General features: G+C 60.6%; 19 protein-coding genes. 18 read left to right on the forward strand and 1 reads right to left on the reverse strand.

Going from position 1 to position 16055, the window contains the following annotated elements; all coding sequences use genetic code 11:
- The first annotated feature begins 109 nt into the window (after nt 1-109).
- From JNO48_10270 to JNO48_10330, 13 genes are all read left to right on the forward strand, one after another.
- A complete protein-coding gene (locus JNO48_10270) occupies nt 110-652 on the forward strand; it encodes a GNAT family N-acetyltransferase (GenBank protein QTE67580.1) in 543 nt (180 codons plus the stop codon).
- 306 nt (nt 653-958) lie between these two features.
- Nucleotides 959-1858 (forward strand): ATP-binding cassette domain-containing protein, encoded by a 900-nt coding sequence (locus tag JNO48_10275; GenBank protein QTE67581.1) that lies wholly within the window; start codon nt 959-961, stop codon nt 1856-1858.
- A complete protein-coding gene (locus JNO48_10280; GenBank protein ID QTE67582.1) occupies nt 1855-3105 on the forward strand; it encodes an ABC transporter permease in 1251 nt (416 codons plus the stop codon). The genes JNO48_10275 and JNO48_10280 overlap by 4 nt, the downstream gene beginning before the upstream one ends.
- 14 nt (nt 3106-3119) lie before the next feature.
- Nucleotides 3120-3299: a hypothetical protein gene (locus JNO48_10285; GenBank protein QTE67583.1), complete on the forward strand. Its 180-nt coding sequence runs from the start codon at nt 3120-3122 to the stop codon at nt 3297-3299.
- A 156-nt stretch (nt 3300-3455) separates the two neighbouring features.
- Nucleotides 3456-3659 (forward strand): hypothetical protein, encoded by a 204-nt coding sequence (locus JNO48_10290; protein ID QTE67584.1) that lies wholly within the window; start codon nt 3456-3458, stop codon nt 3657-3659.
- A 37-nt stretch (nt 3660-3696) separates the two neighbouring features.
- Nucleotides 3697-4245, forward strand: a complete 549-nt coding sequence (locus JNO48_10295) for a flavin reductase family protein (protein QTE67585.1) — start codon at nt 3697-3699, stop codon at nt 4243-4245.
- A gap of 21 nt (nt 4246-4266) precedes the next feature.
- On the forward strand, nt 4267-5208 hold the full coding sequence (locus JNO48_10300) for an SGNH/GDSL hydrolase family protein (protein QTE67586.1): 942 nt from the start codon (nt 4267-4269) through the stop codon (nt 5206-5208).
- A 185-nt stretch (nt 5209-5393) separates the two neighbouring features.
- The gene (locus JNO48_10305; GenBank protein ID QTE67587.1) at nt 5394-5777 is read left to right on the forward strand and encodes a hypothetical protein; all 384 of its coding nucleotides are present in this window, start codon (nt 5394-5396) and stop codon (nt 5775-5777) included.
- 56 nt (nt 5778-5833) lie between these two features.
- Nucleotides 5834-7012: a PBSX family phage terminase large subunit gene (locus JNO48_10310; GenBank protein ID QTE69745.1), complete on the forward strand. Its 1179-nt coding sequence runs from the start codon at nt 5834-5836 to the stop codon at nt 7010-7012.
- A gap of 63 nt (nt 7013-7075) precedes the next feature.
- Nucleotides 7076-8350, forward strand: coding sequence for a DUF1073 domain-containing protein (locus JNO48_10315; protein QTE67588.1), 1275 nt, complete (start codon nt 7076-7078; stop codon nt 8348-8350).
- 31 nt (nt 8351-8381) lie between these two features.
- Nucleotides 8382-9704: a DUF2213 domain-containing protein gene (locus JNO48_10320; GenBank protein QTE67589.1), complete on the forward strand. Its 1323-nt coding sequence runs from the start codon at nt 8382-8384 to the stop codon at nt 9702-9704.
- 13 nt (nt 9705-9717) lie between these two features.
- The gene (locus tag JNO48_10325; GenBank protein QTE67590.1) at nt 9718-10221 is read left to right on the forward strand and encodes a hypothetical protein; all 504 of its coding nucleotides are present in this window, start codon (nt 9718-9720) and stop codon (nt 10219-10221) included.
- 17 nt (nt 10222-10238) lie between these two features.
- On the forward strand, nt 10239-11207 hold the full coding sequence (locus JNO48_10330; protein ID QTE67591.1) for a DUF2184 domain-containing protein: 969 nt from the start codon (nt 10239-10241) through the stop codon (nt 11205-11207).
- A 59-nt stretch (nt 11208-11266) separates the two neighbouring features.
- Here the strand turns inward: JNO48_10330 and JNO48_10335 are convergent, their stop codons facing one another.
- The gene (locus tag JNO48_10335; GenBank protein ID QTE67592.1) at nt 11267-13312 is read right to left on the reverse strand and encodes a hypothetical protein; all 2046 of its coding nucleotides are present in this window, start codon (nt 13310-13312) and stop codon (nt 11267-11269) included.
- A 521-nt stretch (nt 13313-13833) separates the two neighbouring features.
- Here JNO48_10335 and JNO48_10340 point away from each other — a divergent pair.
- From JNO48_10340 to JNO48_10360, 5 genes are read left to right on the forward strand one after another with little or no spacing between them, the layout of a single operon-like run.
- On the forward strand, nt 13834-14181 hold the full coding sequence (locus JNO48_10340; protein QTE67593.1) for a hypothetical protein: 348 nt from the start codon (nt 13834-13836) through the stop codon (nt 14179-14181).
- Nucleotides 14178-14573: a DUF4054 domain-containing protein gene (locus JNO48_10345; protein ID QTE67594.1), complete on the forward strand. Its 396-nt coding sequence runs from the start codon at nt 14178-14180 to the stop codon at nt 14571-14573. The genes JNO48_10340 and JNO48_10345 overlap by 4 nt, the downstream gene beginning before the upstream one ends.
- Complete coding sequence (locus JNO48_10350) at nt 14570-15073, forward strand: hypothetical protein (protein QTE67595.1); 504 nt, start codon at nt 14570-14572, stop codon at nt 15071-15073. The genes JNO48_10345 and JNO48_10350 overlap by 4 nt, the downstream gene beginning before the upstream one ends.
- A gap of 11 nt (nt 15074-15084) precedes the next feature.
- Nucleotides 15085-15462: a hypothetical protein gene (locus JNO48_10355; GenBank protein ID QTE67596.1), complete on the forward strand. Its 378-nt coding sequence runs from the start codon at nt 15085-15087 to the stop codon at nt 15460-15462.
- Between the two features lie 22 nt (nt 15463-15484).
- A complete protein-coding gene (locus JNO48_10360; GenBank protein QTE67597.1) occupies nt 15485-16033 on the forward strand; it encodes a hypothetical protein in 549 nt (182 codons plus the stop codon).
- Nucleotides 16034-16055: the final 22 nt, after the last annotated feature.

Genomic DNA, 16055 nt, shown 5'->3' on the forward strand with positions numbered 1-16055 from the left:
CAGGAGGCAATTTCCCGGATGAACCTGCCAAGCGCGTTCATTGACAGGGACGGTCCCTGTCCTGTATCCTGCAGATATAAAGGAGAAAGTGCTTTGGAGGAAACCACAGATGGATTACGCGAAACTGTTCAATGAAATGCACCCCGGTTTTTTTGACCAGGGGTATATCCGGGAGATGCCGGAAGAATATGCGTTCGCCGAGCTGGTGATGGACCTGCGGAAGGAGCGTCCGGCGGTGCCGGCGTACTGCCCGCCGGAAGGAATCACCTTCGGCGTGTACCGCGGCGGCATCGCGGCGCTGCGGGAGGCGGTGGCGCAGGTGGACGACGACTGGGTGCAGTACTTCCACGAGACCACTCCGGTATTCTGCGCCTTTGACGGGGAAGAAATCGCGGCGTTCTGCATCCTGAGCGACTGGGGGACGCACGGCGGCCTGCGGATCGGCGGGCCGGGATGCGTCGGTACGGTGCCGGCATACCGCGGAAAGGGCATCGGGCTGGAGATGGTGCGGCTGGCCACGGAGCAGCAGGCCGCGGATGGCTTTGACATCTCCTGGATCCACTATACGCACCTGGAGAAGTGGTACAGCCGCCTGGGCTACCGCACGGTGCTGAAGTGGAACCGCACCGGTTTTATCTTCGCCGGGGAATAAGCGGACAGACAGCGAAACGGTGAGGGGAAATCCCCCTCATCGGTTTTTTTGTTTTTGGGGGTTGACAATCTATATCGGATGGCGATATAATCCGATTACGATATATCGGATGCCGTTATATCGATGGGCGATAAAAGAGCGAAAAGAAGGTGAATGTGATGGAAATACAAAACAAAAACGAAAATAACGCAAACAAATCATTCTGAATGGTGTAACAAACCGGGAGCCCGGGCGTCTATATATATGATGGACTGTTATACGGGAATGATACCCGGAGGATATATACGAGGGGAGAGAAGGAGAAAAATGGCAATCGAGGTAAACGGGATCAGCAAGACCTATACCGGGAGGAAAGCCGTGGACAACGTTTCCTTCACCGCGGAGGCGGGGAAGGCGCTGGGGCTCCTGGGGAGGAACGGGGCCGGCAAGACCACGACCATCCGCGTCCTGATGAACGTGATCCGCCCGGAGAGCGGAAACGTGACGCTGGACGGGAAGCCGATCAACTACGACAGGGTGCGCATCGGCTACCTGCCGGAGGAGCGGGGCCTGTACGCGAAAAAGGAGATCTTCACCCAGCTGGTGTATTTCGCCCGGCTCAAGGGCATGGAACGGGCGGACGCCGCCCGGTCCGTGGATGGATGGCTGGAGCGCGTGGGGCTGGCGGAATACCGGAACAAGAAGCTGGAAACGCTGTCCAAGGGCAACCAGCAGAAGGTGCAGCTGATCACCGCCCTGGCGCATGATCCGCAGATCATCATCCTGGACGAGCCGTTCTCCGGCCTGGACCCGGTGAACGCCATGATGCTGGAGGAGATTGTGAAGGAGCAGATCGAAAAGGGGAAGATCGTGCTGTTTTCCAGCCACCAGATGAACTACATCGAGGAGTTCTGCGACGACATTGTCATCCTGAACCACGGCAGCCGGGTGCTGTACGGCAACCTGCGGGAGATCCGGCGGTCCTATCCCCGCACGAAGCTGCTGGTCCGGTCCGACCGGGCGGATGAGATCCGGGCGGCCTACGGGGATGCCTGCCGGGATTATGAGCGGGACCTGCTGGAGATCACCCTGGCGGACGCCGGGGAAAAGCAGGCGGCCATGGCACGGCTGGTGGAGCATTTCAGCCCGGACGAAATCCGGGTGTTCGAGCCTTCCCTGAACGATATCTTCATTGAATACACACAGGAGGCGGAGGAGACAAAATGAGCAGGTTCCGTACGGTATTCGGGTTTGAGCTCAGCAGCTACCTGAAGAATAAAGTGATTATCGGGGTGACCGTTTTCCTGGTGCTGGCCAGCGCCATCATGCTCTCCTTCCCGCGGTTTACGCAGGGCGGGGGAAGCGGAACAGACACAGGCGATTCTGCGGACCGTCCCGTGATGCTCATCATCGCGGGCGGGGAGGAGGATACCGCCCGCATGCGCGAGGTGTTCGCCGGAGTGTTCCCCGGGTATGACGTCCGGGAGTCGGGCATTACGGCGGAAGAGGCGCAGGAGCAGATCCGCTCCGGCGAGGCCGGGTGCGCGTTTGTCTTCACAGCGCCGGATGCCTGCACCTATTATGTGGACAACCTGGGCATGAACGACGCCGCGCCGCGTACGGCGGCCGCCGCGCTGCAGGCGGAGCGGCGCCGCAGCGGGATGATCGAGAACGGCGTGGCGCCGGATAAGGCGGATGAGATCCTTGCCGGCACGGTTTCCGTGGAGACGGTGAAGCTGGGCAAGGACCAGTCCTTCACCTTCTTCTATACCTATATCATGATTTTCGCCCTGTACATGGTGATCCTGATGTACGGGCAGATGATCGCCACCAACGTGGCCAACGAGAAGAGCTCCCGGACGATGGAGCTGCTGGTGACCAGCGTGAACACCCACGCGATGATCTTCGGCAAGGTGCTGGCCTCCTGCCTGGTGGGCTTCCTCCAGCTGGGGGTGATCTTCGGGTCGTCGATCCTGTTCTTCAACCTGAACAAGGGGTTCTGGGCGGATGACATGATCATCAGCTCCATCTTCAACCCGCCGCCGGCATTGCTGCTGCACCTGCTGCTGTTCTTCTTCCTGGGCTTCCTGGTATACGCGTTCCTCTACGGCGCGGTGGGCTCCACGGTTTCCCGCCTGGAGGATGTGAACACCGCGGTAATGCCCGTGACGATGCTGTTTATGATCAGCTTCTTCCTGGTGCTCATTCCCCTGGCCGGCGGGAACGTCGAAAGCACCCTGATCAAGGTATGCTCCTTTGTGCCCTTCACCGCGCCCATGGCGATGTTCACCCGCATTGGTATGAGTTCGGTGCCGCCGATTGAGATCGCAGTTTCCGTGATGATCCTGGCGCTGTCCGCCCTGCTGATCGGCTTCCTGTCCGCAAGGATCTACCGGGCAGGCGTGCTGCTGTACGGCGTGAAGCCGACCCCGGCGCAGATTATCGCGATGCTGAAAAAGGAAAAGCAGGCCTGAAAGGAGGATGCGCCATGACAAAGGAATTCCTGAAGGAAAAGATTTTTACCATCCTGATGATCCTGCTGTCCCTTGGGATCGTCATCATGGACATCACCAAAGGGGACACCAGCCACATGGTGTGGTGGCTCCTGATTGCAGGACTGAATGTTGTTACCCTTGTGCGGGATTACCTGCGGGAAAAGAAGAAATGAACGGATGCGGCGCGGCCTTCGGGCCGCCCCTTTTCACATGGAAAAAACGGAACAGTTTTCCGGATGTACGGACAGGAAAAAGCCGCCGGCCCGGCGAAATAATAAAAGCGGTTTTTGGACAACAGGACAGACAGATGACCCGGGAGGGACAAGAAAATGCTGTACAACAAAGCCTGCGGGGAGGAGCTTTCCCGGCTGGGTTTCGGCTGCGGCGCCTGCGCGGCAGTGTGCCCGCAGAACATCGACATCCCGGCGGCCATGGCGGAGCTGGCGGAAACAATCGCGAAGATGCCGAGCTGGGCGGAGATGTGCCGCCAGCGGGAAGAGGCAGCCCGGAAGCTGAAGGAACAGAAAGCGTAAAGGATTTACCAACCGACCCAAACAGGAGGGAAAACACATGGAATTCGCGGGAAACAAATCGGTGATTACGCCGGAAGCGGTATTCATCATCGGGACGTATGACGAAAACGGCGTGCCGAACGCCATGAACGCCGCCTGGGCGATGCAGAGCGACATGAACGAGATTACGATCATGCTGTCGAAGCACAAGACGACGGAAAACTTTGAGAAAACCGGCGCGTTCACGGTGGCCTTCGGCACCGTGGATACCATGCTGATTTCCGACTATTTCGGCGTGGAAACCGGCAAAAAGGTAAACAAGATCAAGAAGGCCGGCTGCCATGTGCACAAAAGCGCGCACGTGAACGCCCCGATCATCGAGGAATATCCGCTGACGCTGGAATGCAGGGTGAAATCCTGGGACCCGGCCACCGGGTACGTCATCGGGGAGATCGTTGCCTCCCAGGCGGACGAGCGCATCCTCACGGACGGGAAGGTGGACCTGGGCAAGCTGAAGCCCATCATCTTCGATCCGTCCTTCAATGCCTACCGCGTGGTGGGGGAAATCGTCGGAAATGCCTTCAAAGACGGGCTGAAACTGAAATAATCATTACAGGAGGAACTGACCATGACCAACCGGGAACTGCAGGACATCTGGTTCGGGGCTTATTCTTTTGAGGAGACGGGGGACGGATGGCTGCAGGCTTTCCAGTACACCAAGGCCCAGATGGAATACTTCCGGTCCGCCTTTGATTTCTGGTATGACCGGAGCATGGCGACGACCGCCAAGACGCTGGAATTCACCACGGACGCGGAAACCGTTTCCTTTGAGTACCGGTTTACCTGGACGGGCTCCCAGGATTCCTTTGAGCTGGCGGTAGACGGCCTGATCACGGAGATCCGCTATGTGAAGGACCTGCCGGAGGAAGGGAAGCTGGAATGGAAGCTGCCCGAAGGGAAGAAGGACGTCGTGATCTACCTGCCGGCGGACGCGACCGTGGAGCTGCGGAGGTGCGAAATCGGCGGCGCGTACACCCCGGCGAAGAAGAACGAAAAGGTGCTGTGGCTCGGGGATTCGATCACCCAGGGCTACGGGCCGCTGCGCTCCGCCATGACCTACGTCAGCGTGGCCAACCGCCTGCTGAACTACGACATCATCAACCAGGGCATCGGCGGATACATCTATGACAAAAAGTCCCTGATGAAGATGGACGGCTACACGCCGGACAAGATCATCGTGGCGCTGGGCACCAACCAGTTCGGCTGCGAGACGATGAAGGACGTGGAGGAATACTACGAAACCCTCATCGGCCTGTACGGGGAGACGCCGGTGCTGTGCGTGACCCCGCTGTGGCGCGGCGACGTGCCGGACGGGTTCCCGACCCTGAAGCGCTTCTGCGAAAACGTGAAGCAGATTGCCGGAAAGTACCCGAATGTGAAGATCGCGGACGGCTTCACCCTGGTGCCGCACCTGCCGGAATATTTCCGGGACAACCTGCACCCGAATGAGCTGGGCTGCGAGACCTATGGCCGGAACCTGGTGGAAGAAATCCGGAAACTGGAATTCTGACGAAATTCAACGGCACTTGTAACAAAAACGCAACAAACAGTCCATTTATTAAGGATTCTGTAACAAATTTGACCGCTTTTGAGCAAGATTAACACCCAGCCGTTGTGATATGATATACTCGCAAAGAAAGAATCCCTTGCTGAGAAAACAGCAGGGGATTTTTCATTGGGAAAGGAGGCAGGGGCATGCCGGATACCGGGACCCTGAAGGGCCTGCGCCGGGAGATGACCCGGGAGATGTTTGAGGAGCTGGCCGCGCTGCAGTGCGAGGTGCCGGAGATCCTCGGATACGTCGGCACCACGGCGGAGAAGCTGGAGAAGTGGTGCCGGAAAACCTACCGCCATCCGCTGGATGAAATGCTGCGGATGATCCGCCAGGACGGCCTGGTCGCCATCCGGCGGGCCTCCTTTGACCAGCTGAAGAAAAGCGCCACCGTGATTACCCAGCAGTACAACCGCTTCCTGCCGCAGGCCGGGGCGGAGGACCGTTCCCAGGCGGACAGCGCGATCCGCGCCTTCACCGCCATGATGAATCCCTCCGGGGATACGGTCCGGGAGCTGTTCGAATAGCGCCCTTTGTGCTGCAGCCCCTGTCGCGGAAGCAGAAGCAGGCGATCGCCTGGTGGATGCCCGGATCGGGCCATGAGCACGACCGGATCATGCTGGCGGACGGAGCCATCCGCTCCGGTAAGACAATCTCCATGATCCTCTCGTTTCTCCTGTGGAGCCTGTCCTCCTTCCGCGACGCGGACTTCATCGTCGCCGGGGTCACCGGCGGCGCGCTGCGCCGCAACGTCCTTTCCCCCATGTTCCGGATGCTGGAAACCTACGGCGTCCCGTATGAGTGGAAACGCAGCGAGGCGAAGGTCGTGATCGGCACGAACACCTACCACCTGTTCGGCGCCGACAAGGACAACGCCCAGGACAAGCTGCAGGGAATGACCGCCGCCGGCGCCTACGCCGACGAGGCGGCGCTCTTCCCGCGGTCCTTTGTGGACCAGATGATCGGCCGCTGCTCGGTGGCGGGCAGCAAGATCTTCATGAACTGCAACCCGAACGGCGCGTACCATTACATCAAAACCGACTTCATCGACCATGCCGGGGAAATCGGCCTTTTCCGCCTTCATTTCACCATGGATGACAATCTGACACTCTCACCCGGGATCAGGGAAAGCTACGCCCGGTCATTCCAGGGCGTTTTTTACCGTCAGTATATCCTGGGGGAATGGGTGAGCGCGGAAGGCGCCGTGTATCCCATGTGGGATGACGGCGCCAATTCTTTTGAGGATGAAGGTTCCGGGATGTATGAGGGTACGCGCCGTTTCGCGGCCATCGACTATGGCACGGTCAATCCGTGTGTGTTCCTGGACGTACGCGACGACGGGCACACCTTCCGGATTGCCAATGAGTATTACTGGGACTCCGCCGCCAGGCAGCGCCAGAAGACGGACGCGGAATACGCGGACGACCTGCTGGACTTCCTCGGCGGGGATCTGGATACCCTGGTCATTGTCGATCCAAGCGCCGCAAGCTTCAAAACGGAGCTGCGGAACCGGGGCTTCCGGGTCCGGGACGCGGTGAACAGCGTCCGGGAGGGCATTGCCACCACGGCCGTGCTCATCGGGAACCGCCAGGTCCTTGCCGAACGGACCCGGTGCCCCAATTTATTCCGCGAAATCCATGACTATGTATGGGACGACCGGGCCCGCCAGCGCGGCGAGGAGCGCCCCCTCAAGGAGCACGACCACGCGATGGACGCCCTGCGCTACCTGTGCCATACGCTGACAGACCGTTTCAGGAGGTAAAAGGGGTTGGAAAAAGAACAAAGTTCTTTTTTCGCTGATATGGACCGTTTCAGGAGGTGACAAATGAGCCGGAAAAGAAAACACCGCGGGGCAGGGGACGGATACGTCAACCTGCCCGCGCGGCTGGGCGGTGCAAGCACGCTGCTTTCCGCCGGGACGTATGAGCGGACGTTCCCGTTCAACCCCGCGCTGCTGACCAGCCTGTACCGGGAGTCCTGGATCGCCAAGCGCATCATCGACATGCCGGGCGAGGACATGACCCGGGGCTGGTACACGATGCCGCTGGAGGAGAAGCAGGCGGAGGAGCTGCGGGCACTGGAAACCCGCCACGATATCCGGCGGGAGATCACCGACGCCATCCGCTGGGCGCGCCTGTACGGCGGCGCCCTTGCCCTGATGGTGATCGACGGCCACGAAGGTTTCCTTTCGGACCCCCTGGACCCGGACACGGTGATGCCCGGGTCTTTTTGCGGGCTGCTGGTGCGCGACCGGCTCAGCGTAACGCCCTCGGCGGAGCTGGAGGACGACCTCAACGACCCGGATTTCGGCTACCCGATGTACTACGACCTGCAGGCGGACACCGGCGCTCCGGGCGGAATGCCCGGCACCCTGCGCGTGCACCATTCCCGGGTGCTGCGCTTTACCGGGCGGGACCTTCCCCGGGCCGAGGAAGCCGCGGAGCAGTACTGGGGCGCCAGCGAGCTGGAGCATATCTGGGAGGAGCTGCAGAAGCGGAGCGCGACCAGCGCGAACATCGCGCAGCTGGTGTTCCAGGCGAACATCACCACGCTGCGCATGGGCGACTTCGGCGAAATCCTCGCCATGGGCACCGACCAGCAGCGCCGCCGGGTGCTGGAAGCCCTGGAGCAGGAGAACGCGCTGCGAACCTCCTTCGGCCTGCAGCTGCTTTCCGCCGGCGACACGATGGAAAACCACCCGTATTCCTTTGCCGGGCTGAGCCAGATCTATGAGGCTTTCATGCTGGACATGGCCGGCGCGGCAGGCATTCCCGCCACGCGGCTGTTCGGCCGCAGCCCCCAGGGTATGAATGCTACCGGGGAAGGCGACCTGAAGAACTACTATGAGCTGATCACCGCCATGCAGGAGCGTCACCTGCGCCCCGCCCTGGAAAAACTGTTTCCCGTGATGGCCATGAGCCTGTGGGGAGCGGTTCCGGAGCGCCCGGACATCACCTTCCCCTCCCTGATGCCCGTTTCCCCGCCGGAGGAGGCGGAGGTGCAGGCCCGGCAGGCGGAAACGATCACCCGCCTGACCCAGGCGGGACTGATGACCCCGGCCGAGGCCCGTTCCCGTCTCACGGCCCTCGGCATTCTCTGAAGACGCAGCAAATGAAAGGAGTGATGTGAATTTGCTGTATTTTGCCGAACGACTGAGCCCGCACATGGCGGAGAGCGCGGAGGGTTACCTGATCTGCCGCGGGGTGCCGGTGGCCCGCAGCGGCACGCAGATGTACCTGCCCGCCGAGCTCGGCCTGCCGCCGGGCACCGCGCCGGACCCGGTGCCGGTGTACCGGCCGGAAGGGGAGGTTTTCTCCCCGGCGTGCATGGCCTCCTTTGAGGGCAAGCCCGTGACGGAGGACCACCCGGACCTGCCGGAGGGCGTGAGCGCGGAGAACATCCGCCTGTACCAGAAAGGCCACGCGCAGAATGTCCGCCGCGGGAAAGGCGCGCAGGGAAACCTGCTGCTGGCCGACCTGGTGATTACCGACCCGGAGACCATCCGCCATATCCGGGACGGGAAGCGGGAAATTTCCTGCGGGTACACCTACACCCTGGCAGAGGAAAACGGCCGCTATGTCCAGCGGGATATCCGCGGCAACCACATTGCCGTGGTGGACCGCGGGCGCGCGGGATCGCGCGTCCGCATCAACGACTCAGAAAGGAGCATGAAACCCATGAAGAAACCCAACACACCCGATACCCCGGTGCGCCTGCTGGCCCGCATGGCCGCATCCGCCCTGCGGGGCAATGACCTGGAACCGGAGGAACTGCCGGAGGTGGCCAGCCTGCTGGAAACCGTAGCCGGAATCGCAGAAACCGCCGCTGAGGAAGAAAATGGCGGGGAGCCGGAAATCCGGATCACCCGGACCGAAACGGAAATCCCGGCCCCGGAAGGGGAGGAACAGCCGGAACAGTCCGTAAATGCGGCTGACACAGATCCGGAAATCATTTCCAGGCTGGACCGGATCATCTCCCTCCTTGAAACGATGGGGACTGTCCCCAGCGTTTCAGATTCTTCGGATGAAACAGCCGGGACTGTCCCCGATGTTCCACCGGAAGCCGAAAAGGTGGAGGAGGAAATGGAAAACCTGGAGGAGGCGGTGGCGGAGCTGCTCTCCGCGGAAGAAACGGAAGAGGAAGCGGCTCCCGGAACCGAACCCGGGACGGAAGCCGGGGCCCCGGATGAGAACGAAGAGAGCGGCTTCCTGTCCGCCTCCGACCGGATGGTCCGCGCCGCCGTGCGGGCGCTGAAGCCGGTGATCGCCCGCCTGCCGGAAAAGGAACGCGCGTCCGCCGCGGACGCCGCCCTGCGCGCGATGCGCAGCCTCCCGAAAGGGGAGAAGCCCGCACGGAGCACGTATGCCGCGCTGGCCGGGGCGGCCCGGGCGGAGGATCCCGCGGACCTCGGAAAGCGGATTATCAGCAGCCGGAATATCAACTACCGCAGATAAAGGAGGAAGATGAATGGGAAAAGTACTTTCTGAATTCCGGCGCGGCTGGCCCGGCGCGGTCACCCGCTCCAAAGATGACGTAATCGTCTCCCTGAAAAATGCCGATATGAACCCGATTGCCTTCGGCGCCCCGGTATTCCTGGACGCCGCGGCCGGCGGCGCGGTGAACTTTGCCGCCGGGGAGACCGCGGCGGAACAGTTTATCGGTTTTGCCGTGCGCGTACCGGACAAGACGCCGGACACGTATGCCTCCGGGCAGAACCCGCCGGATACCGCGGGCGCCTGGGCCCCCGGGAATGCGGCGGATATCCTGGTGCGCGGCAGCGTGGCAGTGCCGGTCCAGACCACGGGCGCGAAGACCGGGGACAAGGTGTATATCCGCCTTTCCGACAAAAAGCTGGTGACCGCCGCCGGCGAAAGCGGCACCACGGTGCTGCTTCCCAACGTAACCGTCCGCAACGCCCGGGACAGCAAGGGCTTCTGCGAAGTGACCGTGACCAAACGCAACCTGATCTGACAAAGGAGTGAACGCTATTGATCCGTAATCCTTCCGCCATGCGCCGGCTGGCTGCCGGCGACTCCTACACCTTCCTGATGAAGGAACTGGAAAAGGTGGACGACGTGATCCTCGAGCCCCTGACCGGGACGGACTGGCCGCGCGACATGCCGGTGATCACCGGCGGCGGCCTGCTGGAATCCATCGCGTCCATCGACGTGACCTATGCCTCCTCCGGCGGGGACGATGACAATCTCTTTTTCGAGGCGGCCAACGATATCCCCGTCATCCAGGCGGACATGTCCAAATCCATCGCGCGGACGTTCAACTTCGCCGAGTACATGGCCTTCTCCGTGCTGGAAAAGGAAAAGATGGTGCAGGTGGGCCGGGACCCGGAGACCTTCCTCAACAAGGGCATCCGCCTGCACTGCGACAAGGTGATCGACCGCAACGTCTACCGCGGCTTCAGCAAGGTTTCCTCCACGGGCTTGGTGAACAACCCGTCCGTGCTCCGTTCGTCCGCCGCGCCGCATACGCCCGGCGGCAGCGACACCCAGTGGAGCGGCAAGACCGCGGATGAGATCCTGGCCGATATCAACACGGCGATCTCCGCCGTGTGGGCGGCCAACGACTGCTCGGGCGACGCGCTGCCGAACCATATCCTGATTCCCGTGGAGCAGTTCGGCCAGCTGGTGACCCGCAAGGTGTCCGACGACTCCGAGCGCTCCATACTCACCTATGTGCTGGAGAACAACCTGGCGGTCCAGCAGGGCAGCGACCTGGTGATCTCCCCCTGCAAATGGTGCAGCGGTGCGGGCACCGGCGGCACGGACCGCATGGTTGTTTACGCCAACCGCGTGGACCGCATCTGCTTCAACCTTACCCAGCCCCTGCGCCGCATGGAGACCGAGTATGCCGACATGCGCATCAAGATCCCGTACTTCGCGCAGTTTTCCGAGGTCCGTTTCCTGTATCCGTCCACGGTCCGGTACATGGACGCGATATAACCTGCAAGGGTAAAAAAGATGGCAGGGGAGTTATCCCCTGCCATCTTCATGAATCCTTTTTATCTGCTTCCGTTGTCGGCCAGGACGATGATTGCGAATGAGCGGGACTGCAGCTTTCTCACGAGCGACGCGTCCACCTCGGCACGCAGCCGGTTTCCGATCAGCCTGGTTGGTTTTTTCAGCACTTCCCAATGTTCTCCGGCATCATCACGGTATACCAGGATCATAATCAGATCAAGGTTCAGAGGGAATTCCTGACTGCCGGTATAATCCAGGCTGACCCGGTCTGCAAGGTCAGAAAATTTTTCCAGTCTCCAGACCTTTGCCTCGATCAGTTTTAAGGCATAAGGCGGAATATTCGGTAAAACCGAATCGGGTTCTGTCTGGAAATAGACTCCGCTGTCATCGCTGAAAATCTGATGAATGACAGAATGCTCCAGTTCCTGTTCTTCTTCAAGGAATACCGGCTGGATGATCCGGAGTACCGATTTTTTCGGCGCGATGACGATTTCAGCATCCGGCTTGCCGGTGCCTTCTTCTTTCGTGTCCGGAACCGGTACCGGTTCCGGCAGGGCAGGCAGTTGATTATAACGGTACTCCAGCTCCAAACCGCAGACTGTGCAGCAGATTATCGTTTCCTCGAAGCCGGCTTTGCCGACCTGAGGTTCCTCCCGGGCTGTTACGACCGGCTCTCCCGGGGTATGGCCCGGCGCTGCGATTTCCCTGTAGGTGGTGTAGCTGCACCGGGAGCAGGTATCATAGGCATCCCAGCCGGCTTCGGTGCAGGTGGCTGCCTTTCCCTCATGATGTGTGAGGTCATGACCCAGCGCCGGGATTTCCTTGTAGGTGGTGTAGTCGCAGCCTTCACGTTTGCAGGTATCGTATGCTTCCCAGCCGGCTTCGGTGCAGGTGGCAGCTTTTCCCTCGTGATGTGTGAGGTCATGGCCCAGCCTGGCCTGCATGATCAGCAGGGTGGTGTAATTGCATCCCTCGCGCTTGCAGGTGTCGTAAGCCGGCCAGCCGTCTTCGGTGCAGGTGGCGGGCTTTGCAGCATGGTGTTCGATATCATGTCCAAGCGCCGGGATTTCCTTGAAGGTGGAGTAATCGCAGCGGGAGCAGGAGTCGTAGGCGTCCCAGCCAGCTTCGGTGCAGGTGGCTGCCTTCGCGTCATGCTTTACCAGGTCATGGCCCAGCGCCGGGATTTCCTTGTAGGTGGAATAATCGCAGCGGGAGCAGGTGTCGTAGGCATCCCAGCCGGGTTCGGTACAGGTGGCAGCTCTCGCTTCGTGGTGTACGAGGTCATGACCCAGCTTTGCCTGCTTTACCAGCAGGGTGGTGTAATCGCAGCCCTCGCGCTTGCAGGTGTCATAAGCCGGCCAGCCCTCTTCGGTGCAGGTGGCAGGCTTTGCGTCGTGGTGTTCCAGGTCGTGGCCCAGCTTATCAATTTCCTCGTAGGTGGAGTAATCGCAGCCCTCGCGTTTGCAGGTGTCGTAGGCATCCCAGCCGATCTCTGTACAGGTGGCGGGCTTTGCGTCATGATGTTCCAGGTCATGGTTCGTCAGATCGAAGTTCCCGTATTCCAGACCGCAGAGGTCGCATACGGCTTTGGCGACACAGGTGGCTTTTCCGCCTTCATGGGTGCATTTCCGTTCGCAGACTGTGCATATGCCATTTTCATATTGATGGCCTTCTGATTCGAAAGCTCCGCACATAGTGCAGTTGCGCTGATGGCTGTACGGATCCACGGACAGCCATTCGCCCCATTCATGGGGTGTGGTTTCCGTTTCCCCGCATCCTTCAACGGAGCATACATGCTTATGGGTTTTTCCGTCTTCCTGGGGAACCCAGGGTTTCCACTGATGGCCTTTGGCCTCGATGATCCAGGAATCCTCTTCAATCGTGGTTACCCCGTCTGAGTCGCCGAAGAAAGCCCCGCAATCCGCACAGGACCAGTATTCATTATTTCCGTCTTCGGTGCAGGTGGCAGGTTTTGCCTCATGATATTGGATGTCATGGAGTGCCGGATTTTTATCCCCGTATTTCTGGCCGCAGAATTCGCATACGGCTTCGGATATGCAGCTGGCGGAACCCCCGGAACACTTCATGATGACTTCCGCACCGCAGACGGTACAGGTACCCTGATGGGTATCGGTCCCTTCAATCCGGGTGCAGTTTTTTAAGAAATGGGGTCCTTCATTTTTCTTGTATGTACATTTGCTACAATACTGATAATGATTCCCGTTTTCTTTGTCAATGCACCATTCCCATGTACAAATACCAGCCTCATTATAAGAGTCGGTGCCCAGAAAATATATGAATTCATAACAGCAGGAAAAGCACTTGAAATCTGTTATAACATCATCTTCAGGTGTTGTTACAACATCAAGAGTTATATTGGTTGAACCGCAGCAAGGGCAGGTACCATCTACGACAGGACAATCCGCTGATGCCGGCACAATCATAATCCCAAGCACCAAAACAAGAACCAACAATACCGGGATAATTCTCCGCAGTTTCTCCATGATCTCCATCCTCCATATGTAACCGGGCTTTTTTCTCCATGTAAAAAGTATACTTTTTTACGTTCAAATTTACAAGACCAATGTTTTAAAGGAGGCAATCCACCATGATGATTCTTTCCCGTGTATGTGCCCAGTTTCACAACGCGAAAGGCGAAACCATGTTCACGGTGACGCCCGCCCTGCGCAACCTCTTTACGGAGGCCCCGGAGGAGATCCGGGAGGACCCGCTGTTCCGGCTGCTGATCCGGGACGGGTCCCTGGAAGCCGCCGTGACCGAGAAACGGAAGAAACTGCTGGAAAACGACCCCGCGCAGGGAACGGACGCTTCCGGTAAAAAGGCGGAGGCGGAGAAGCCGGATGCCCCGGTCCGCAAAGGCCGGGGAAAGGCTGCCCCGGGAGCGGAAGTTCCCGCTGTGGAGGTTCCTGCCGCGGAGAACGGTGAGGCAAAATGACGGAAGCTTCCTTCCTCTCCTGGTATCCGCAGTTTGAATCCTTCATCCCGGCCTTTGTGCTGCGGGAGACGGTTTCCCGGGCTAACGGCCTGTTTGCCGGCATGGAGCCGGAGGATGCGGAGGAAGCCCGGCGCCTATACACGGCGCACCGGCTGACCCTGTATACCCTGGCGCAGCCGGAGAGCGGCGCCGGGCCGCAGGCGGCTGCCGCGGCAGGGAAAACCGCCCTGCAGCGGATTGCCTCCCGGAAGGTGGGCGAGGTTTCCGTGACCTACGCGGAAAACGCTTCCGCCGGACAGGCCGGGTGCTTTGCGGACCTTGCGGAAACCGCCTGGGGAATCCAGCTGCTGGGCCTGATGCGGCTGTATCCCGGCACGAGGTATATTCCATGAAGCTCACATTTACCGAGGATGCGGGCCAGGCGCGGAAGCGGCTGGAATGCATCCGTTTTTTAAACAGGACCAAGGTGGACGTCGGCCTCACGTCAAGTGCTTCCGAAAGGAGCCGCTGGCTCATGGCGCTGCATGAGCACGGGGCCCCGGGCGCGCATATTCCCGCGCGCCCGGTTATTCTTCCGGCGCTCAGCGCGGACAAAGCCCGGGAGGCCGTCGGCCGGGAACTTCGGGAAGCGGCATCCGCCGCCAACGCGGGAGATCGGCAAGCGGTTCAGGCCGCCCTGGAAAAGGCCGGGGAGGCCGGCGCGGACGCCATCCGGGCGTATATTGACGCCGGCGTCCCGCCGCCCAACGCGCCGCTGACCGTGGAAGGCGGATGGATCCGGAATTTTACATCCAAGAAGCCGGTGCATGTGGAGGGAAAGGGGTTCAGCAAACCCCTTTATGACACCGGGGAGCTGTACGACGACTTTGACTATGAAATAACCGAAAGGTGAAAGGAGAACCCATGACGGATATCACCCGGGCGCTTTCGGATCCGGAGCTGGGCAGCACCCCTTTCCGGGTGATCCGCCCGGCGTACCGGATTTCGCAGGGGACCACCGTGGAAACCACGCAGGTGTTTTCCGCGTCCGGCTGCATTCAGCCCGGCAGGGCGGAAACGCTGAAACTCCTCCCGGAGGAGGAGCGCCATGAAACGCATATTGTGATCTATACCGTGTTTCCGCTTTCGCTGGGTGAAAACAGCGGCGGGGACGCCTGGACCGGCGCCGACCGGATCGCCTGGGGCGGGAAAATATGGAAGCTGGTGAGCCTGCAGGACTGGTCGCCGTTCCGGTTCTTCCGGGCGGCGGCCGTGGAGACGGAACAGGACGGCCAGGGCTGAAAACAGCCGGGAGGGAAATGCTATGACAGATGAAATCCGCCGCGCCGTATACCGCGCCCTGTGCGCCTGCCTGGAGATGACGCCGGAATCCCGGGAGGCTTCCGGAATGATCCGACCGGTGATGCCGGAGGGAGAAAACCCGCCGCGGATGCCGCGGAGCGAAAACGTGATTTACTATGACCTGCTGCCGGAGAACGCCCCGGACGCCGGATACGCGGTGACCGCGGCGGAGAACCCGGAAGCGGGAACCGCGGTTCCCGCGGTGACATCCTTTATGCCGTACCGGCTGGTGCTGGTATGTTATGGGCCGGGGAGCGAATGGAACGCCCGGCGGATCCGCGCCTTCCTGTACCTGGACGGCAGCGGGTATCCCCGCCGCATCCTGCGCGAAGCCGGAATCTTTCCGGTGCCCCGGCCCCCGATGCCGGTGCTGCTGCAGGAGGAAGCCGGCGGGATGATCCGCCTGCGGGCAGACCTGGTGATTCCGCTGCGGATCCGGGAAACGCTGGCGCGCGCAGGGCGGCGGTACGGGATCGCGGCGGCGCCGGCGGTGATCATCAGGCGCCGATGAACACGGAACGAAAAAGGCCGTC

The organism is Clostridiales bacterium, from assembly GCA_017569285.1.
In the GTDB taxonomy this organism is placed as follows: Bacteria; Bacillota; Clostridia; order Christensenellales; family Aristaeellaceae; genus Aristaeella.